General features: G+C 75.4%; 13 protein-coding genes. 4 read left to right on the top strand and 9 right to left on the bottom strand.

Going from position 1 to position 20,443, the window contains the following annotated elements; all coding sequences use genetic code 11:
* Window positions 1-11: 11 nt before the first annotated feature.
* Together ACZ3J7_RS32405 and ACZ3J7_RS32400 are read left to right on the top strand one after the other, a co-directional pair.
* Window positions 12-896 carry a hypothetical protein gene (locus ACZ3J7_RS32405; protein WP_465626965.1) on the top strand — a complete coding sequence of 295 codons (885 nt, stop codon included), beginning with the start codon at window positions 12-14 and terminating at the stop codon, window positions 894-896.
* Between the two features lie 45 nt (window positions 897-941).
* Window positions 942-5,492, top strand: a complete 4,551-nt coding sequence (locus ACZ3J7_RS32400; RefSeq protein ID WP_465626964.1) for a hypothetical protein — start codon at window positions 942-944, stop codon at window positions 5,490-5,492.
* Between the two features lie 89 nt (window positions 5,493-5,581).
* Here the strand turns inward: ACZ3J7_RS32400 and ACZ3J7_RS32395 are convergent, their stop codons facing one another.
* The 3 genes from ACZ3J7_RS32395 to ACZ3J7_RS32385 form a co-directional block, all read right to left on the bottom strand.
* On the bottom strand, window positions 5,582-8,428 hold the full coding sequence (locus ACZ3J7_RS32395) for an SGNH hydrolase domain-containing protein (protein ID WP_465626963.1): 2,847 nt from the start codon (window positions 8,426-8,428) through the stop codon (window positions 5,582-5,584).
* Between the two features lie 15 nt (window positions 8,429-8,443).
* Window positions 8,444-10,123, bottom strand: coding sequence for a glycosyltransferase family 2 protein (locus ACZ3J7_RS32390; RefSeq protein WP_465626962.1), 1,680 nt, complete (start codon window positions 10,121-10,123; stop codon window positions 8,444-8,446).
* 358 nt (window positions 10,124-10,481) lie between these two features.
* Window positions 10,482-10,904 (bottom strand): ArsR/SmtB family transcription factor, encoded by a 423-nt coding sequence (locus ACZ3J7_RS32385; protein ID WP_465626961.1) that lies wholly within the window; start codon window positions 10,902-10,904, stop codon window positions 10,482-10,484.
* Window positions 10,905-11,022: 118 nt separating this feature from the next.
* Here ACZ3J7_RS32385 and ACZ3J7_RS32380 point away from each other — a divergent pair, with 118 nt between their 5' ends.
* Both ACZ3J7_RS32380 and ACZ3J7_RS32375 read left to right on the top strand, forming a co-directional pair.
* Entirely contained in the window at window positions 11,023-12,117 is a 1,095-nt protein-coding gene (locus ACZ3J7_RS32380; RefSeq protein WP_465626960.1) for an NADH:flavin oxidoreductase/NADH oxidase, read from the top strand.
* Window positions 12,118-12,220: 103 nt separating this feature from the next.
* Window positions 12,221-12,766: a helix-turn-helix domain-containing protein gene (locus ACZ3J7_RS32375; protein WP_465626959.1), complete on the top strand. Its 546-nt coding sequence runs from the start codon at window positions 12,221-12,223 to the stop codon at window positions 12,764-12,766.
* A gap of 19 nt (window positions 12,767-12,785) precedes the next feature.
* Here ACZ3J7_RS32375 and ACZ3J7_RS32370 read toward each other — a convergent pair whose 3' ends face one another.
* From ACZ3J7_RS32370 to ACZ3J7_RS32345, 6 genes are all read right to left on the bottom strand, one after another.
* Window positions 12,786-13,898, bottom strand: a complete 1,113-nt coding sequence (locus ACZ3J7_RS32370) for a peptidase C39 family protein (RefSeq protein WP_465626958.1) — start codon at window positions 13,896-13,898, stop codon at window positions 12,786-12,788.
* Between the two features lie 90 nt (window positions 13,899-13,988).
* Window positions 13,989-15,809, bottom strand: a complete 1,821-nt coding sequence (locus ACZ3J7_RS32365) for an ABC transporter ATP-binding protein (RefSeq protein ID WP_465626957.1) — start codon at window positions 15,807-15,809, stop codon at window positions 13,989-13,991.
* Window positions 15,806-16,672, bottom strand: coding sequence for an ABC transporter permease (locus tag ACZ3J7_RS32360; protein WP_465626956.1), 867 nt, complete (start codon window positions 16,670-16,672; stop codon window positions 15,806-15,808). Before ACZ3J7_RS32360 ends, ACZ3J7_RS32365 begins: the two co-directional genes overlap by 4 nt.
* A complete protein-coding gene (locus tag ACZ3J7_RS32355) occupies window positions 16,669-17,676 on the bottom strand; it encodes an ABC transporter permease (protein WP_465626955.1) in 1,008 nt (335 codons plus the stop codon). The genes ACZ3J7_RS32360 and ACZ3J7_RS32355 overlap by 4 nt, the downstream gene beginning before the upstream one ends.
* Before the next feature lie 22 nt (window positions 17,677-17,698).
* Entirely contained in the window at window positions 17,699-19,351 is a 1,653-nt protein-coding gene (locus tag ACZ3J7_RS32350; RefSeq protein ID WP_465626954.1) for an ABC transporter substrate-binding protein, read from the bottom strand.
* A gap of 317 nt (window positions 19,352-19,668) precedes the next feature.
* Entirely contained in the window at window positions 19,669-20,136 is a 468-nt protein-coding gene (locus ACZ3J7_RS32345) for a PPOX class F420-dependent oxidoreductase (RefSeq protein ID WP_465626953.1), read from the bottom strand.
* Window positions 20,137-20,443: the final 307 nt, after the last annotated feature.

Here is a 20,443-nt window from a genome sequence, read left to right as displayed (position 1 = left end):
GGAGCCCCCGGATGACCACCACCAGCGAGGCGTGGACACCGCCCGAGGGCGAACCGGCCGCCTCCGCCGCACCCGCGCCGATCAGCCCGGCGGACGTCGCCGAGGCCGCCCGGCTGGTCTCCTTCGGCCTCCAGGCCAAGCTGCTGCCCGCCCGCGACGCCGAGTACGCCGAGCTGGTCCGCCGCTACCGCGACGACCCGCCGTTCGGCCGGCTCGCCGACGCCGTCGCCACCGGCATGGGCCTGGTCGTGCTGGAGGTCTCCGCCCGGGCCGGGATGGCCGTCGCCGCCGCCGAGGACTCGCTGTTCGCCGTCCGGATGGGCGACTACTCGCGGCGCGCCGCCTCCGAGTCCACCGACCGCTTCCTGCACGGCCTCGCCCACCTCGCGGTCGCCGCGCTCGCCTTCCCCCGCCCCGAGGACCTCGCCGACGACGGCTACCTCGGCCGGGTCACCGTCAACGGCGTGGACGCCTTCGTCCGGCAGGCCTGCCGCCGCCTGGAGGAGCGCGCCGAGGCCGAGGGCACCAACACCGACCCGGCCAGCGACGCCCCCGGCCTGGAGGCCGCCTGGCGGGTCTGGGCCCGCCGCTCCGCCACCGGCGCCACCAAGGACGCCCGCCGCCTGGCCGGCTCCACCACCGGCATCGTCTCCAAGGCGGTCTCCTTCCTGGTCGACTCCGGCTTCCTGCAGAAGACCTCCGACGACTCCGGCGGCACCTACCGCACCACCGCCCGCTACCAGCTCCAGGTCCGCGACCTGGCCGGCAGCGCCGCGATGGCCGAACTCCTCGACCTGGGCGTCGTCCCGGTCGGCGACGGCACCCCCACCCTGGCCCCGCCCGACGAGGGCGACGAGCTGGTGGCCGACGCCGGCCTGCCCTTCCACGCCCTCTGATCCACCCCCGGCACCGCCGAAACCGCTCCAGGAGAACCACCGCACATGTACGAGCTGAACCGGGTCCGCCTGTACTCCATCGGACCGGCCGGCGCCCGCTACGCCGACACGGTGCTCGACCTGCGCGGAGTCGGCGAACCGGTGCCCGAGCCGCAGCCGCGGCAGATCGGCCTGTTCGGCGAGGAGCCCGAGGGCCCGCAGCGCCGCCCGGCGCCCGCCGGCGTGCTGTTCCTGGAGAACGGCGGCGGCAAGTCCGTCCTGCTGAAGCTGATCTTCTCGGTGATGCTGCCCGGCCACCGCAACACCCTGGGCGGCGCCTCCTCCGGCGTGCTGCGCAAGTTCCTGCTCGCCGACGACTGCGGCCACGTCGCCCTGGAGTGGCAGCACACCGTCACCGGCGAACTCATCGTGGTCGGCAAGGTCAGCGAGTGGCGCGGCCGCCAGGTCTCCTCCGACCCGCGGAAGTTCGCCGAACTCTGGTACTCCTTCCGCCCCGGCCCCGGCCTCACCCTGGACGGCCTGCCGGTCGCCGAACGCCCCGCCCTCACCGGCGACCAGCAGGCCCGCGGCCGCCGCCGCACCATGAAGGGCTTCCGCGACGCCCTCACCGAGGCCGCCAAGGCCCAACCCCACCTCGACGTCACCTTCGAGGAGATCCACGACCGCTGGATCGAACACCTCGGCGCCCTCGGCCTCGACCCCGAACTCTTCCGCTACCAGCGCGAGATGAACGCCGACGAGGGCGAGGCGGCCGGCCTGTTCGCGGTCCGCGACGACGCCGACTTCACCGACCTGCTGCTGCGCGCCGTCACCGACACCCGGGACACCGACGGCCTCGCCGACCTCGTCCACGGCTTCGCCGCCAAACTCGGCCGCCGCGCCGAACTCGCCGCCGAACGCGACTTCACCGCCGGCTCGGTCGACCTGCTGCAGCGCATCGTCGACGCCACCGCGGCCCGCGAGACCGTCCGCGAGGGCCACCGCGCCGCCGACCGCCGCACCCGCAGGCTCGCACTGGCGCTCACCGCCCGCTCCGGCGTCGAACGCGACCGCGCCCACGACCTCGCCGTCGAGGTCGCCGCCGCCGCGAGCGCCGTCACCGCCGCCGAGACCGACCGCACCCGGCACTCCCTGATCGTCTCCGAACTCACCTACCGGCACGCCACCCTCGGCCTGGAAGCCGCCACCGCCGAAGCCGCCCGGCTGCGCCGCGAACTCACCGACGCCCGCGCCCAGTCCGCCGCCTGGCAGGCCGCCGAGGCCGTCCTGCGGCACCGCACCGCCGCCGACCGGGCCGCCCGGGTCGCCGCCGCCATCCGCGAGGCCGAACTCGACGCCGCCCCCGCCCTCGCCGCCCGCGACCGCGCCGCCGGCGCCCTCGCCCGCGCCCTGGAGACCGCCGCCGCGAGCGCCGAGACCCGCGCCGACCAGGAGGAACTGCGGGCCGACGAACTCCAGCAGGACGGCACCACCGCCCAGGCCGAGGCCACCGCCGCCGCCACCGCCGCGCAGAAGGCCCGCTCCGAGGCCGAACACCTCCGCCAGCGCCTCGCCGAGGTCGAACAGGAGACCGCCGCCGCCGTCGAGGCCGGCTGGATCGACGACTCCGGCGCCGAACCCGACCCGGCCCGCGCCGCCCTGCACGCCGCCGACGCCGAGAAGGCCGCCACCCAAGCCCTCGACCAGGCCCGCGCCGCCGCCGAGCAGAGCGCCGTCCGGGCCCGCGAGACCGCCGCCGCCGAAGCCCGCGCCGAACTCGCCACCGCCCGCGCCGCCGACGCCCGCACCGCCGCCGCCCGCGCGCTCGCCGCCGAACAGCGCACCGCCGAACAGCTCGCCGCCGAACCCCGGCTCGCCGAACTGCTCGCCCTGACGCCCTACCAGGACGGCGCCGACGAGTCCGAGGGCTTCCTCACCCCGCGCGTCCTCGACGCCTCCGCCGAGGACCTGCGCGAACTGCTCGACCAGGCCGTCGCCACCGCCGAACGCACCCTGTTCGACCTGCGCACCGCCGCCGCCGACGACTCCCGGATCCTCGCCGCCCTCGGCGACGGCGGCCTGCTGCCGCCCGGCCCCGACGTCCTCGCCACCGTCGAGCACCTCGGCGAACAGGGCATCCCCGCCCTGCCCGGCTGGCGCTACCTCGCCCAGTCCGTCGACCCCGCCGACCACGACGCGATCCTCGCCGCCCGCCCCGAGCTCGTCGACGGCGTCGTCGTCACCGACCCCGCCTCGCTCGACCGGGCCCGCGCCGCGCTCGCCGCCGCCGCCCTGCTGCCGCGCTCCACCGTCGCCGTCGGCACCGCCGCCGCGCTGATCGCCCCGATCGAGGGCGAGCCCGCGTTCTTCCTGGTGCCGCCCAACCCGGCCATGCACAACGAGACCGCCGCCGACGACGAACGCCGCGAACTGCGCACCCGCGCCACCGCCCGCGAGGAGCACATCCGCGAACTCGCCGCCCGCCTCGGCGGCGACCGCGCCCTCGCCGCCCGGCTCGCCTCCTGGCACGCCAGCTGCCCGCCCGGCACCCTCGCCGAACTCGCCGAAGCCGCCGCCCGGGCCGCCGCGCACGCCGAGACCACCGCCGCCGAACTCGCCACCCTGCGCGCCGACCACGCCGAGGCCGACGCCGAACAGCAGGCCGCCGCCGCCCGCCACGAGGAGTGCCGGGAAGCCGCCCAGCGCACCCGCCGCCGCGCCGACGCCCTGGCCGGCCTCGCCTTCCGGCTCCGCGAACGCGCCACCTGGACCCGCCGCCAGCGCGAACTCGCCGACGACGCCGCCGAGTGCGAACGCCGCCAGGCCCAGTGCGCCGAACGCGCCCGCACCTGCGACGAGGACCGCCGCGCCGCCCAGCGCGCCGCCGACGACGCCCGCCGCACCGCCCGCACCCTGCGCGGCGAACGCGCCGAGATCGCCGCCGTCGACACCAGCGCCGAACCCGCGGGCGGCACCGCGCCCGCCTCGCTGCCCGCCCTCCGCGAGGCCTACCGGGCGGCCGCCCAGCTCTACGAGAAGGTCGGCGTCGGCGCCGACCTGCGCGCCGAACAGGCCCGCGCCGAGAGCGACGAGACCGCCGCCGCCGCCGAACTCGACCGGCTCAGCAACAAGGTCAAGGCCCGCGCCGAGGAACTCCTCGCCAGCCCCGACGGCGCCGACGGCCCCGCCCGGCAGGCCGCCGCCGCCCGCGCCGAGGAACTCGTCGCCCTCATCGAGGCCCGCTCCGGCGCCGCCTCCGAGGAGGTCGGCCGCCTGCGCGGCGACGCCGAACGCTCCGCCCCGGCGGACGGCGAGGCGCACACCGAACTCCCCGCCGACCTGCTCCCCGCCGACCCCGAACACGCCCAGGCCCTGCTGCGCACCGCCACCGCGCTGCTCGCCGAACGCCGCGAACGCGTCGAGGCCGCCCGCACCGAACACGGCGACCTCCAGCGGACGCTGGACCAGGCGCAGGCCGCCGCCGCCGACTTCGAGGAACTCGCCGGACAGCTCCGCGACGCGCTGCGCGACAACGGCGAGGAGACCGACACCGAAACCGACGCCTACCTCGGCTCGCTCGCCACCGCCCGCTCCGCCGTCACCGACACCCGGCGCGCCATGCGGGCCGCCGCCACCGAACTCACCGGCGCCGAACTCGCCGTCCGCGACGCCGCCGACGCCCTCGTCCGGCACGCCAACGCCGCCCGCTACGAAGCCGTCCGCACCCCCGCCCGCCAGCAGATCCGCGAGCTGCCCGCCGTCGCCCTGCCCGACCACGCCGCCGCCTGGGCCGCCGCCTTCGCACCCCGGCTGCGCGTCCTCACCGACGAACTCGCCCAGCTGGAGCGCAACCGCTCCTCCATCGTCGACCGCCTGCGCGGCCTGGTCGAGACCTCGCTCGGCACCCTGCGCGCCGCCCAGCGCCTCTCCCGCCTCCCCGAGGGCCTCGGCGAGTGGTCGGGCCAGGAGTTCCTCCGGATCCGCTTCGACGACCCCGACCACGCCGTCCTGGTCGAACGCCTCGGCGAGGTCATCGACGAGGCCACCCGCGCCGCCGTCAGGAAGAACTCCGACCTGCGCCGCGACGGCATGTCCCTGCTGCTGCGCGGCGTCGCCGCCGCGATCGGCCCCAGGGGCGTCTCGGTCGAGATCCTCAAGCCGGACGCCGTGCTGCGCGCCGAACGCGTCTCGGTCGGCCAGATGTCGGACGTCTTCTCCGGCGGCCAGCTGCTCACCGCCGCGATCGCGCTCTACTGCACGATGGCCGCGCTGCGCGCCAACGACCGGGGCCAGTCCCGACTGCGGCACGCCGGAACGCTGTTCCTCGACAACCCGATCGGCCGTGCCAACGCGACCTACCTGCTGGAGCTGCAGCGCGCCGTCGCCGACGCGCTCGGCGTCCAACTCATCTACACCACCGGCCTGTTCGACACCACCGCGCTCGCCGAGTTCCCGCTCGTCATCCGGCTGCGCAACGACGCCGACCTGCGGGCCGGCCTGAAGTACATCTCGGTCGAGGAGCACCTGCGCCCCGGCCTGCCCGCCCCGCAGGACCCGGACGGCCCGGCCGTTCACGGCGAGATCACCGCGACGCGGATGTTCCGCAAGCCGGAGTAGGAACGCGGCAGGGCCGCGGCACCGTCCGGTGCCGCGGCCCTGCCGTTCCCGTTCCCGCCGGCCGGTTCCGCCACCGCCGGCGGGTACCGCTACCGCCGGGCGGAGACGGTGACCGAGGAGACCCGCATCGGGTGGCCCGGCTCGGTCGCCGGGGTGGGCGGACTGCCGAACGCCTCCGGCAGGTTGCCGCCGATCGCGACGTTCAGGATCAGGAAGATCCCGTGGTGGACGGCCTGGTCCCAGGCGGCCGGGTCGACCCGGTCGGCGGTGACCTCGAAGTACTGCCGGCCGTCCCGCAGCCAGCGCACCCGCTCGGGGCTGGTGGAGCGGTCGATCTCCACGGTGTAGGTGTGGAAGGTGCCCCAGCAGTCCGGGCAGGACCGCTCGCCGGAACCCAGGCCGGTCGGCTCCTCGCACGGGCCCCCGGGGGTGGTCCCGCAGTGCAGGGTGCCGAACACGCCGCGCCCGCCGATGGATTCGACCACGTCGAGCTCGCCCACCCCGGGCCAGCCGGTGTACCCGTCGCGAAGCTTGCCGCCGAGCGCCCAGAACGCGGGCCAGTACCCGGCCGCGGCCCGGCCGTCGACGGCGGGCAGCGCCAACTCGGCCTCCACCCGCAGGACCCCGCCGGCCGGGGCGGCCAGGTCGGCCCGCCGGGACTCGATCCGGCCGGAGGACCAGCGGCCCGCCGCGTCCCGGGTCGGCGTGATCTCCAGCGAACCCCGGCCGTCCAGGCGGACGTTGGCGGTCGAGTCGGTCATCGTCTCGACCTCGCCGGTGCCCCACTGGGCGGCCGGGCAGCCGGGGTAGCAGGTGCCCAGGTCGTACTGCCAGGTGGCGGCGTCCGGCCGGCTCCCGGCCGGGCCGTCGAACTCGTCCCGCAGCAGGGTCGTCCAGCCGCTGCCGAACACGCCCTGGTCGGTGAGGAGCTTGTCCAGGCGCGGGGTGAGCACCACGGCGGCGGCGTTGGTCAGGTGCGAGTCGTCGCGGTACAGCAGCACGTGCTCCAGGACGGCCGGGCAGCTGCGCCCACTGGCCGGGCAGAGCACCGAGTTGACCTCGACGACCCGGACGCCGGGGAACCTCCCGGCGGCGACCTCCTCGGCCAGCGGGTCGGCGTACAGGCCCTCGGCGCGCGGGAAGTCGCAGGCGGAGGTGGTGTCCGGGTGGCCGGAGACGCAGGCCGGGACGTCCCGGCCGGGGACCGGGGTGTCCTGCAGGTAGACGATCGGGACGCCCAGCTCCCGCAGCGGCGTGAGGGTCCGCTCCCAGCCGCGCAGCAGCGCGGCCCGGTCGGCGGTGTAGCGGTTCAGGGTGGAGACGACGATCAGCTTCGGCTTCGGGCCGTCCTTGAGCCGGGCCAGCGCGTTCGCCCGCCAGGTGTCGCACTCGTGGTAGGTGCGGCCCAACTGCGGGTTGACCACCGGGATCTCCGGCAGCGGGCAGCCCTGCTTGACCAACTCCTCGACGGACAGCCGGTGCTGGGCGGCGATGCCGAGCAGCGCGGAGAACCACTGGCCGGCGTGCGAGTCGCCGAGCAGCACGATCCGCTCGTCGCCGGCGCCGAAGCGGCACGGCGGGCTGGTGGTTCCGGCCGGGTCCACCTCGCAGGCGCCGTCCGGCGGGAAGTCCTGCCGGGCCTGGACGGGGTTGGGCACGGTCGGCGCGTGCGGCGGCGGCGCGGCGGCCAGCAGGCTGCTGCCCTCGCGGGCGCCCGGCGGCAGGCCGGACGGGTCCGGCGGAGTGGCCGGGCCCAGGTTGCGGATGGTGCCGGAGCCGACCACCAGCGCCAGCAGCACCGGGAAGACCACCGCGGTCAGGCCCAGCGACAGCCCGCGGCGCGGGATTTCGCCGAGCACCCGGCTGCGCCGCAGCGGCTGCTCCAGCCAGTGCAGCGCGGCGTACGCGGGCAGCGCGGCGGCGGCGGTGAGGGCGACCTTGACGCCCCAGTGCAGGGTGCCCCAGTGGGCCTCGGCGAGGACCAGCACCGGCCAGTGCCACAGGTACAGGTTGTAGGAGAGCCGGCCGATCGCGCGCGGCGCGCCGAGCGACAGCGCCCGGCCGACCAGGTGGGTGCCGCCCGAGCCGGCCAGGATGATCGCGGCGGTGGCGGCGGTGGGCAGCAGCGCGGCGTAGCCCGGGTAGGGGGTGCCGGCGTCGAACAGCAGCACCGAGGCGAGCACCGCGGCCAGGCCGCCGAGGCCGAGCAACTCCCGTACGGTCTTCGGTAGCTGACGGACCGGCAGCAGTGCGATGACGGCGCCGGCGGCGAACTGCCAGGCCCGGGTCGGGGTGGAGAGGTAGGCGCCCGCGCTCCAGTGCAGCGAGAGCCAGAAGGAGCCGGCGCCGAGCAGCACGGTCAGGCCGAGCAGGGCGCGGCGGCGCCAGGCCCAGCGGGCGGCGAGGGCCAGCAGCGGGGCCCAGAGCAGGTAGAACTGCTCCTCGACGGCGAGCGACCAGAAGTGCAGCAGGGCGCTCGGGTCGCGGCCGGCCGCCAGGTAGTCGGTCTGCTCGGCGATGAAGCGCCAGTTGGCGACGGACAGCGCGGAGGCGAGGACGTCGCGCTCCAGGTCGGCGCGGCGCAGCGGTGCGGTGAGCAGGGCGCCGAACACGGCGGTGACGGCCAGGACGACGGCGGCCGAGGGCAGCAGTCGGCGGGCCCGGCGGGAGTAGAACTCGGCCAGCCGGACGCGTCCGCCGTTCGCGGTCTCGGTGCGCAGCAGGCCGGTGATCAGGTAGCCGGAGACGACGAAGAAGACGTCGACGCCGACGAAGCCGCCGGCCAGGCCGGGAACGGCGGCGTGGAAGGCGAGCACGGCGAGGACGGCGACGGCCCGCAGGCCCTCGATGTCGGGTCGGAACTTCGGCCGCTCGACCGGTGCTCGGCTCAGCACGACGGTGAGCGGGGCGGTACTCGGGGCGGTACTGGTGGACACGGGAACGTGGACCTTTCAGCCCAGCCAGGGCAGCATCGGGGCCGCCCAGCCGGAGGCGAGCAGGGCGATCAGGGCGAGCGTGCTCGTGACGGCGAGGGCCTCGGGCCAGCGCCGGGGGCGCATCGCCGGGCGGGCTCCGGATTCGGTGGACCCGGTGGCGCCGGACTCGTCCGCGCCGGGCCGGAGTTCGGCGTACAGGTCGCGGATCAGCGGCACGCCGAGGTGCAGCTGCACGGCCAGGTACAGGGCCAGGCCCCAGGTGGTGCTCCAGCCGTGCAGCCAGGTCGCGACGGCCACGCCGAGGCCGGTGGCGGCCAGCGTGCCGGCCGTCCACACCAGGGAGACCAGCAGCACCTTGCGGGCCATGCCGCCGGAGCGGCCGGGCTTGGCGACACCGGTGGGCACCCAGGCGGCGCTGCGGCCGCGGAGGGTGTGCCAGTAGGCGGTGGCGGCGGCGAAGCTCATCAGCACGTTGGCGCGCAGCACTTCGGAGCGCCAGCGGGTGCGGCTGACCCGGGGCAGCAGCACGTGCCACAGCCAGAGCAGCGAGAGCATCGGCAGCACGTACCAGGCGCGGACCTCGCCGGGGAAGGCGAACAGCATGACCAGCGGCGGCAGCGGGGCGGTGAGCACGTTCACGGCGGCGGCCAGGTAGCCGATGATGCCCTCGTCGAAGCAGCGGCGCATCCGCCAGGTCATCGCCTTGCGGGCGGCCCGGTCGCCGATCAGGTGCAGGTTGCCCATCGTCCAGCGGTACTGCTGGTTGACGAAGCTGGTGGTGGAGTCCGGCGAGGTGCCCTTGGCGACCAGCACCGGCACGTAGCGGGTGGTGTAGCCCCGCTGGTGCAGGGCGAGGCCGGTGTACATGTCCTCGCTGTGGTCGAGCCGGGCGAAGCCGCCCGCGGCGTCGATCGCGGCGCGCCGGTACACGGCGTTGGAGCCGCAGCAGATGGCGGCGTCGGAGGCGTCCCGGCTGGGCTGCACCCAGCGGAAGAACCACTCCTGGGCGGAGCCGGCGGCGCGCTGCACCCAGCCCATCGAGGCGTCGGTGTCGAAGCACTGCGGGCTCTGCACGATGCCGACCGCCGGGTCGCCGAAGTACGGCAGCAGGTGCCGCAGCATGTCGGGGCGCGGTGCGAAGTCGGCGTCCAGGATGGCGATGAACTCGCCGGTGCCCAGGGACAGCGCGTGGTTGAGGTTGCCGGCCTTCTTGAACTCGCCGCGGTTCGGGCGGACCACGTAGTGGTAGCCGAACTCCTGTGCCAGCTCGGCCACTTCGGGCCGGTCGGCGTCGTCGAGCACCCAGACGTCCAGCTGTCCGGCGTACTCGCTGCGGGACACCGCGCGGTAGGCGTTGGCCAGGATGTCGAGCGGTTCGCCGCAGGTCGGCAGGTACAGGTCGACGGACGGCGGCTCGGCCGGCTGCCAGGCGGCGACCAGCAGTTCGTGGCCGGCCCGGGTGAAGCGGCGGCGGCGCAGCCCGTTCAGGCAGGTCAGGGCGAGTGCGACGGCGTTGACGCCGAGGACGGCGAGGAACGGCCACAGGGCCGGGGTGCGCAGCGAGAAGCTGAGCATCGTGCCCGCGCTGAGCGTGAAGGCGAGCGCGGAGAGCAGCGGGACCCAGCGACGCTGAGGCCCGAAGTACCAATACAGCTCCTGATCGGATGGTGGTGACGGAAGGTGATTGACAGTCATTGGGCCCCCCACGGCCAGACATTGACACCTGTCGCGGAGCAGATTACCTGATTGGTATAGACCAAATGACCACGGACGATGAACACCGGGGCAACTCGGGTGAAGGGCGTGTGACCAGGCATGACCCCGTCAGGCAAGATCGACGCCATGGTGCCCGGGTGACCTCCGGGGCGGGTGACGTGCAGAGTGGCGCGGTGGTTCCGGGGTGCGGGTGGCGGGCGCTCGCCGAGCGGGGTGGCGGCTTCCCGCCGTGGGCTGACGGGTCGTCAGGTGGCGCTCGGTGACCGCCGGGGCACCCGGCAACGGCCCTTCGGGGCAGCGGGCGACGGCCCTTTCGGGCGGCCGGCCCCGGGGCGGGTCAGCGCGCGGCGTCTTCCGCGGCGACGGCGACGGCGGCGGCAGTGGGGGTGGCCGTGGCGGCGGCGGCCTTCGGGCAGGGCGGGGCGGCGGCCAGCACCGCCTCCAGCAGGCCCGGGAAGCGGGCGGTCAGGTCCTCCGCGCGCAGGGTGTTCATCTTCGAGGTGCCGCGCCGGTGCTGGCGGATCAGCCCGGCCTCGCGCAGCACCCGGAAGTGGTGGGTCATCGTCGACTTGGTGACCGGCAGCTCGAACGCCAGGCAGTTCAGCTCGTCGCCGCCCGCCCCCGCCAGCTCGGAGACGATCCGCAGCCGCATCGGGTCCGCGAGCGCGTGCAGCACGCACGCCAACTCCAGCTCCGCCGCAGGGGGTTCGGGGAGCAGTCCGGGGCAGCTCGGGTCGTGGTCGAGGGTCACGGGGTCCATGGTACGACATCCCTCGTAGTTTGACAGTCCTCGTAGTACGGTGTGTATCGTACGAAGCGCGGCGAGGCCGCACGACGCAGAGAAGCCGAGTCCGGAACCCCAGGAAGGACGGGCAGCAGTGAGCGCCCTCTTCGAGCCCATCACCCTCCGTTCGCTGACCATCCCCAACCGGATCTGGCTCAGCCCGATGTGCATGTACTCGGCCGCCTCCGAAGGTCCCGACACCGGCGCCGCCACCGACTTCCACCTCGCCCACCTCGGCTCCCGGGCCGCCGGCGGCGCCGGACTGGTGATGGTCGAGGCCACCGGCGTCCGCCCCGACGGCCGGATCTCCCCGTGGGACCTCGGCCTGTGGAACGACCGCCAGCAGGAGCGGCTGGCCCGGGTCGCCGCGCTGATCGCCCAGCACGGCGCGGTGCCCGCGATCCAGCTGGCCCACGCCGGCCGGAAGGCCTCGACCGACAAGCCCGGCGAGGGCGGCGGCCCGCTCCCGGTCGAGCGGGGCGGCTGGCCGGTCGTCGGCCCGTCCCCGCTGGCCTTCAACGAGGGCTACCCCGTCCCCGCCGAACTGACCGAGGACCAGATCGCCGAACTGGTCGAGGACTTCGCCGCCGCCGCCCGCCGCGCCCTGGCCGCCGGGTTCGAGGTGGTCGAGGTGCACGGCGCGCACGGCTACCTGGTGCACCAGTTCCTGTCGCCGATCTCCAACCACCGCACCGACGGCTACGGCGGCGACTTCGCCGGCCGCAGCCGCCTCGCCCGCGAGGTCGCGGCCGCGGTGCGGGCCGTCTGGCCGGCCGAGCTCCCGGTGTTCTTCCGGGTGTCCGCCACCGACTGGCGCCCCGAGGAGCCCAGCTGGACGGTCGAGGAGTCCGTCCTGCTGGCCAAGGAGCTCCAGGCGATCGGCGTCGACCTGGTCGACGTCTCCACCGGCGGCAACGTCCCGCACGCCGAGATCACCGTCGAGCCCGGCTACCAGGTGCCGTTCGCGGAGACCATCCGCCGCGAGTCCGGCCTCCCGGTCAACGCGGTCGGCCTGATCACCGACGCCGACCAGGCCGAGCGGATCGTCGCCGACGGCCGCGCCGACGCCGTCATGCTCGGCCGCGAACTGCTGCGCGACCCGTACTGGCCGCTGCACGCCGCCCGCGAGCTGGACGTGCCGCGCAACTGGCCCGCCCAGTACGGCTTCGCGGTCGGCCCGCGCGGCTGACCGGCGGCCCACCACCGGACGGCCCCGACCGGCCCCCGACCCGGACGCGGGTCGGGGGCCGGTCCGTGCGGGCTCCCCGCCGCGGCTTGCTAGGGTGCCTGCGATGAGTGAAGCGACGGAGCGGCTGCGAGCGGCGATCGCGGGGAACCTGAAGCACGCCCGGCTGGTCCGCGGCCTGAGCCTGCGGGACCTGGCGGAGCGGGCGGGCGTGAGCAAGGGCCTCCTGTCGCAGCTGGAGCACGGCGCGGCTAATCCGACGATCGAGGCGCTCGGCGCCGTCGCGGCGGCCCTGGGCCTGGAGGTCGCGGACCTCATCCGCACCCCGCTGTTCGAGCCGCAGGTGCTGTCCGCGCGCTCGCTGGAGGAGGCGTCGAGGACGCTGTTCGCCAGCTCCGAGGCCCGCCGGGTCGGCCTCTACGAGACCGCGCTGCCCCCCGGCGGCTCGCACGACAGCGCCCCGCACGGGCGCGGCTCGGAGGAGTTCGCCTACGTGCTGTCCGGCGCGGTGGTGCTGACGCTGGAACAGCGCTCGGTGTCGCTGCGGGCGGGCGAGGCGGTGCGCTTCTCCGGGGAGGGCGAGCACAGCTACCAGGCGGCGGAGGACGGCCCGGTCGAGCTGATCACGCTGCTCTCGATGCCGTCCGACTGACCGTCGGTGGCACTGACGGTCAGCCCTCCAGCAGGACGAGGCCGCGGTAGCTCGGCGTCCCGTACCAGGCGAGGCGGTCCAGGGTGGCGGCGGGCAGCGGCAGGTCGACGCCGTCGAGCCAGCTCTCGCCGAAGCCGGCGTCGGTCCACGGGTCGTGGGCCAGGAACACGTCGGGCCCGGCCGTGCCGTGCACGGTGATCCAGTGCGGGCAGCTCTCGTCGTGCATGCCCAGCTGTTCGATCAGCACCAGGGCGACCGCGCCGCCGGCCAGCGCGGCCCGCAGGGTGTCCGGTGAGAAGGCCTCGGTGCGGACCTCCAGGCCGCGTTCGGCGGCCTCGCGGCGGAACCCGTCCTGCAGGAAGGCCCGCAGGTCGCGCTCCTCGTCGTTGACGCACAGCTCCAGCAGCACCGGCTCCTCGGTGGAGAGCAGCACCCGGGCCCGGGCGCCCTCGTCCGCGGCGGCCAGGGCCAGGCCCACCGGTTCGCAGCCGCCGACCGTGGTGGCCCGCCGCCACAGCCGCAGCTCGGCCTCCCGGGTCGGCCGCCCGCGTACGCCCAGCGCCGCCAGGCCCATCTGGAGGGCGGCCGGACCGCAGGTGAAGTCGGTGGTCTGGCGCATGTACGGGACCGCACCGGGCGCCGTCGGGGACGGCTCGCGGAGCAGCACCTGGCCGCGTACCGGCGCCTCGTGGAACGGTCCCGCCACCGGCCCCGACCAGCGCGGCGCCGCCGGCAGCGCCTGCCAGCCGGCCGCGAGCGAGTACTCCCAGGCGGCGTCGTAGCCGTCACCGTCCGGGGCGAACTCGCGCTTGACCGAGACGGCGCCCTCGGCCCAGGCCCGCTCCACCACGGCGTCCACCAGCTCCGCCGTCAGGGCGGCCCGCTCGGCGGGCTCCGCCGAGGCCGTCCAGACGTCCGCGATCTTGCGGTAGGCGGTCAGTGGGCGGTGCACCTCGAAGGCGGCGCCGACCAGTTCACCGTTCCGCCGGGCCGTGTACAGGGTCGCCACCTGCACCCCGCCGTGCCGGTTCCACCGCTGCAGCAGGGCCGGGGGCAGGGCGTCGAGTCCGGCGGCGACCGAGGTCACGTCGGCGGGGACGGGCAGCGCGTCGATCAGCAGGGCGGCGGACACGGTCAACAGGCTCCGTAGCTGGGTGGGTCGAGGGGAGTTCGAGGGAGTTCGAGGGAGGCGATGGAAGGGGAACCGGGGGAGTCGGGGAGGTCAGCGGCCGGTGAGCAGCTTCCGGGTGTACGGGTGGGTGGGCGTGTCCAGCACCGTGTCGGCCGGGCCGTGCTCGACCACCCGGCCCCGGTGCATGACGTAGACGCGGTCCGCGACCTGGCGGGCGATGCCCAGGTCGTGGGTGATGAACAGGACGCCGAGGTCCAGTTCGCGGCGGAGCCGGGCGAGCAGGTTCAGCACTCCGGCCTGTACCGACACGTCCAGCGCGGACACCGCCTCGTCGCAGACCAGCACCCGCGGGCGCGGGGCCAGCGCCCGGGCGATCGCGACGCGCTGCCGCTCGCCGCCGGAGAGCCGGCGCGGTCGGCGGGACAGGTGGTCGCGCGGCAGGCCGACGAGTTCCAGCAGGTCGGCGGGGTCCTCGTCGGGGCGGCCGGCGGCGCGCAGCGCCTCGCGCAGGGCGGTGCCGATGCTGTGCCCGGGGTTCAGCGCCGAGTACGGGTCCTGGAAGACGATCTGCACCCGTCCGGGGTCCGTGGTCGGCCGCCGGGCGCCGGGGGACGGCTCGGAGAGCGGGAACGCCACCGTCCCGGCGCTCGGCCGTTCCAGGCCGACCACGCAGCGGGCCAGTGTGGTCTTGCCGGAGCCGGACTGGCCCAGCACAACTACCGCCTCGCCCCGGTCCAGCCGCAGGTCCACGCCGTCCACGGCGGGCCGGTCCGTCCGGGCGAACCGCTTGACCAGCCCGGAGACCAGCAGCGCGGGCTCCGGGTCGGCCGCCGCCCGCGCCCCGACCGCCTGGGCGGCCGGCTTCGTCGCAGGGGTCGGGGCCGGGGCCGCCGCCGGGAGTCGGCCGATCCGCAGGCAGGCGGCCAGGTGGCCGGTGGCCGTGTCGGCGGCCGGGGCCAGCACGGGGGCGTACCGGTCACGGCAGTCGGGGAGGGCCAGCTCGCAGCGGTCCGCGAACGCGCAGCCCGCGCCGACCGCGTGGGCGGCGGGCACCCGGCCGGGGATGGTCGGCAGCAGCGGCAGGCGCCGGTCCAGCGGCGGTTCGCAGGCGGCGAGCCGGGCGGTGTACGGGTGGGCGGGGGTGTCCAGCACCTGCGCGCCGGTGCCGGTCTCGACCAGTCGGCCCGCGTACAGCACGCCGATCCGGTCGGCCCGGCTGCGGGCCAGGCCGAGGTCGTGGGTGATCAGGACGACGGCCATCCGCCGGTCCCGCTGGAGGCGGGCGATCAGTTCCAGCACCTCGTGCTGGGTGGTGGCGTCCAGCGCGGTGGTGGGTTCGTCGGCGATCAGCAGTTCGGGGTCGGCGGCCAGCGCGGCGGCGATCGCGACCCGCTGGCGCATGCCGCCGGACAGCTGGTGCGGGTACCGTCCGGCGGTGTCGCCGGGCAGGCCGACCTCGGCCAGCAGCGCGGCCACCCGGGCCGCCCGGTCGGCCCGGGCGGGCTTGCCGGGCAGGGCCCAGCCGATCTGCGCCCCGCAGGTGTGGACCGGGGAGAGCGAGGTGAACGGGTCCTGGAGCAGCAGCGCGACCCGGCTGCCCCGGACGGTCCGCCACTGCCGGGCGTCCGGGTCCAGCGGGACGGGTTCGCCCGCCAGCTCCAGCGTGCCGGTGGCCCGCACCCCGGCGGGCAGCAGGCCGCTGAGGGCCTTGACGGTCATCGACTTGCCCGAGCCGGACTCGCCGACCAGGGCGAGCGTCTCGCCGCGCTCGACCCGCAGGTCCAGGCCCGCGACGATGACGCCGGCCGGTCCCGTCACCCGCAGGTCGCGCACCGCCAGCAGCGGGGCGGCGGCCGCGGTGGCCGTCCCGGCCGCGGTTGCGGTGGCGGCGTCCCGTTCGGCTCGGCTCATCGGGTGGCCACCTTCCGGTCCAGGCGCTCGGCGAGCCAGTCGCCGAGCAGGTTGACGCTGGTCGCGGCCAGGATGACCAGCACGCCGGGCAGCACCGGGGCGAGCGGGTTGTCGACCATGATCCGCTGGCCGTCGGCCAGTTGGCGCCCCCAGTCGGCGGCGCCGGGCGCGACGCCCAGGCCCAGGTAGGAGAGCGAGGAGAGCGCGACCATCGCGAACGCGGTGTTCAGCAGCGCGTTGGCGACCGCGACCGGCGCGGTGTTCGGCAGCACGTGCCGGAGCATGATCCGGCCGGGCCGGATCCCCAGCACCCGGGCCGACTCGATGTACGGGCGGCCGGCCTGCTCCATGACCGCGGCCCGCACCAGCCGGACGTCCGTGGGCGAGAACAGGACGATCAGCACCAGCACCGTCACCCAGTAGCCGCCGCCGAGCATCCCGACCACCACCATCGCCAGCAGCACGGCGGGTAGCGCGAGCAGCAGGTCCGCGTAGCGGCCCACCGCGGTGTCCAGCCAGCCGCCGCGGAACCCGGCCAGGGTGCCGAGCAGCAGGCCGACCAGCATCGAGCCGCAGGCCACCACGACCGGCCCGAACAGCGCCGACCGGGCGCCCAGGACGGCGAGCGAGAGGACGTCGCGGCCGAGCGCGTCGGTGCCGGACAGGTGGCCCTCGACGCCGGCGCCGACCGTGCCCAGGTAGAGGTCCTGGTCGAGGGCGTGCGGGGCGAGCAGCGGGCCGGCCAGCGCGCAGAGCACCGCCGCGCCGAGGAACACCGCGCTCAGCAGCACGGTCAGCGGCGCGCGGCGCAGCGGGGCGGGGCGCAGCGGGGTGCGGCGCGGAGGGGCGGGACGGGAGGTCATCGGGCGCCCACCGCCCGGGCGCGCATCCGGGGGTCGATCGCCAGGTAGGCGAGGTCCACCGCCAGCGTGACCAGCGAGACCGTCAGGGCGGTCACCAGCGTCAGCGCCTGCACCACCGCGAAGTCCTTGAACAGCACCGAGGACTCCAGCAGCGAGCCGAGCCCGGGCAGCGCGAAGGTGGTCTCCACCAGTACGGTGCCGCCGAGCAGGTAGGCGACCAGCAGGCCCAGGCTGGTGACGATCGGCACGGCGGCGTTGCGCAGCACGACGCCGAGCACCCGTCGGCCGCCGAGGCCGCGGCTGCGGGCGAAGACCACGTAGTCCTCCTCCAGTTCGCGGACGACGGCGGTCCGGGTCAGCTTGACCACGAACGCGCCCAGGCCCAGCGCGAGCGCGACCGACGGCAGCGCGAGGTGCCACAGAACGTCCAGGAACCCGGTCCCGGTGCCGTACACCGGGAACCACTCCAGGCCGACGCCGAACGCGTACAGCAGCAGCAGGCCGACCGCGAAGCCCGGCGCGCTCACGCCGACCACCGAGCCGCCGACCAGCAGGCGGTCCAGCAGCCGGCCGCGCCGCAGCGCGGCGGCCACCCCCGCCGGGACGCCGAGCAGTACGGACAGGCCGAAGGCCAGCCCGCACAGCGCGGCGGTCAGCCCGAGGCGCTCGCCGAGTACGGCCGAGACCGGTTCGCCGGTCCGCACCGAGCTGCCGAGGTCGCCGCCGAGCAGGCCGGACAGCCAGCGCCCGTACTGCTGCAGAAACGGTTCGTCCAGGTGGTACTGGGCCCGGACCTGGGCCAGCGCCTCCGGGGTGGCGTTCCTGGTGCCCAGCAGGTTGCGGGCGATGTCCCCCGGAGCGAGGAACATCAGGCCGTAGACCAGCAGCGACAGCAGGAACAGCAGCAGCAGGGCGGTGCCGAGCCGCCGCGCCACGAAACCCGCCAGCGGGCGCCCGCCGCCCGCGGCGGCCTTCGGCGGCAGGGGCGCGGGCGCTCCGGTCACGGGGGCCCCGGGCACGGCGGGGTCAGACGGCCGCATGGATCCGGGTGGGCCACTGCGACACCATCGTGTAGGAGGTGTAGCCGGTGATGCCGACGGTGTCGCGCAGGGCCAGCGCCGACTGCCCCCACCAGAGCGGCGCGTAGGCGGCGTCGGCGGCCTGCGCCTGCTGGGCCTGGAGCAGCAGCTCCGCCCGCGCGGCCGGGTCGCCGGTCGTCGCGGCCCGCCCGACCAGCTCGGCGACCTGCGGGGCGGCGTACTTGGCCGGGTTGTCGGGGCCGAGCAGCCAGGAGACGATCTCGCCCGGGTCGCCGGTGGTGTTGAAGTACCAGAAGAAGGTCAACCCGGGGAAGGAGTTGATCTCGGCGATCCACTGCTCCAGCGGCAGTTCCCTGACGTTCAGCGTGACGCCGATCTTCTTCAGCTCGGCGGCGAACGCGAGCGCGGCGGTGCCCAGGTGCGGGCCGCTGCTCGGGTAGGACAGGTCGGCGGTGAAGCCGCCCGGCACCTTGGACCGGGCGAGCTCGGCCTTCGCCTTCTCCAGCGAGTACTCGTACTGCGGGACGGTCGCCAGCTTGGCGGCGGCCTGCTCCGGCGTCCACAGCCCGCCGAACTGCTCGGGGGTGGAGAGCGCGGTGGCGACCTGGCCGTGGCCGTGCAGCACCTCCTTGACGATCGCGGCGCGGTCGACCGCGTGCGCGACCGCCTTGCGCACGTGCGGGTCGTCGAAGGGCGCGACGGTGGTGTTGAAGGTCAGGCCCGCGTACGAGCGGTCGGGGGTGTAGACGATCCGGGTGCCGTGGATCGCCTCCCACTGCCGGGCGGCGGCCAGCGGCACGTTCAGCGAGGCGTGCGTCTCGCCGGACTGCCAGGCCAGGCGCCGGGTGTTGTCGTCCGGGATGAAGTCGATCCGGAGCTTGGCGACCTTCGGGGCGGTGCCCCACCAGTGCGGGTTGCGGGTGAGTTCGAGGTGCGAGTCCGGCTTGAACTCGGTGACCCGGTACGGGCCGGAGCCGGTGAGCAGCGACGCGGCGGTGCCGATCTTGCCGCCGGTGCTCTCCCAGTACGCCTTGGGGGCGATCCACAGCGCCTGGGCCGAGGTCGCCAGCCACTCGAAGGCCACGGCGCCGCTCTTGCTGACCAGGGTGACCTCGTTCGGCCCGGTCTGCTTCGCGGACTCCAGGTCGGCCCAGTAGCTCGCGGTGCCGGGGGAGACCGTGCTGTCCGCCGCCATCGTGACGGAGTGCAGCACGTCCTCGACGGTGACCGGGCTGCCGTCGTGGAAGCGGGCGCCCTCGCGCAGCGTGTAGACGTGCGTCCGGTCGTCGGTCCTGGTCACGGCGGAGGCCAGCGCCGGGACGAGCCGGCCGTCGCCGTCCACGCCGACCAGGCCCTCCATCGCGACGGCGGCCGCGTAGTAGTTGAGGATCCCGGACTCCTGCCCGGGGTACAGGTTGGAGAGCGAACCAGGCAGCGAGACCCGCAGCAGCGGGATCTCCTTCCCGGTGTCCCGGCCCGCCGCGGCCTGCCCGCCGCCGTCCGCCGCGCGGTCGCCCCGGGAGGGCTGCGCCCCGCACGCCTCCAGCAGCGCACCCGCGGACAACACGGCGGCGCCGGTGAGGGCGCCCTTGAGGATGCTGCGCCGCCGGAGTGCGGGCGGCGGGGAGACCTGGGACATCGTGTTGCCACCTGTGCGCGTGGTGCCGAGGCTCGCGTCCATTGAGACGGGCCATTTGGATTGAATTAGTAAACACCTGGTGCCGGTGGATGGCTACGGAGCAAGCTGTGACCTCTCTCGCACCGGCCGAAAACGTCCGCATCGTGAGACGCTGCAATCCATTCGGACCGCCTGAGGCCGGGCTCCGACGGGGTGCCGCACGAGGGTGGCGGGAGTCCGAATCGCGGACGGTCACGTTCCGGATGGTGGCGGAGACGCCACCGGCCCGGACACACCGGGTGTCCGGGCCGGTCACGGCTCCCGAGGGCGCGGTGCGGCTACTCCGCGGCCAGCCGGGCCGGGAAGCCGCCGGTCGCGATCGGGCCCCAGCGGCGCGGGGTGATCCGGATCAGCGACTTGCCCTGCCGCCGCATCGCCTCGCGGTACTCGTCCCAGTCCGGGTGCTCGCCCGCGATGTTCCGGTAGTACTCGACCAGCGGCTCCAACGCCTCCGGCAGGTCCAGCACCTCGGCCTCGCCGTCCACCTGCACCCAGGGCCCGTTCCACTCGTCCGAGAGCACCACCACGCTCACCGCCGCGTCCCGCTTGGCGTTGCGGGTCTTCGCCCGCTCCGGGTAGGTGGAGACGACGATCCGGTTGGAGTCGTCCACCCCGCAGGTCAGCGGGGACGCCTGCGGGCTCCCGTCGGCCCGGCGGGTCAGCAGCAGGGCCCGGTGGCGCGGACGCACGAACTCCAGCAGCTCGTCCAGTCCGACCCGGGTGGTGGTGGCGATCGAAGGGCTCATGCCGCCCAGCCTAGGGCCCGTCCTCGAACCCCCGCCTGCCCCGCGACGCCTGGCACGCCCTCTCGCCGCACCGGGCGAAAAGCCGAGTACGTCCCGTACGAGGCCTTCCGCCCGGCGCACCGAGAGCACGCACCAGCCGCCGCAGGGCTGCGACGGGGGTTCGAAGACGAGCCCTAGTAGTGCTTTGTTAGGTCGGGGCTGGGGTTGGTGTGGCGGCGGGGCGGTGGCATGTCGGGCATGGTCCGTTCCAGGTGGCCAGGAGCTGTTGGAGTGCTCTGACGGCCTGGTAGAGGGTCATGCCCGAGCA

The organism is Kitasatospora sp. NPDC015121, assembly GCF_055562955.1.
Note: the sequence above shows the minus strand (reverse complement) of the source record. Positions and strands in the feature narration are given on the sequence as shown.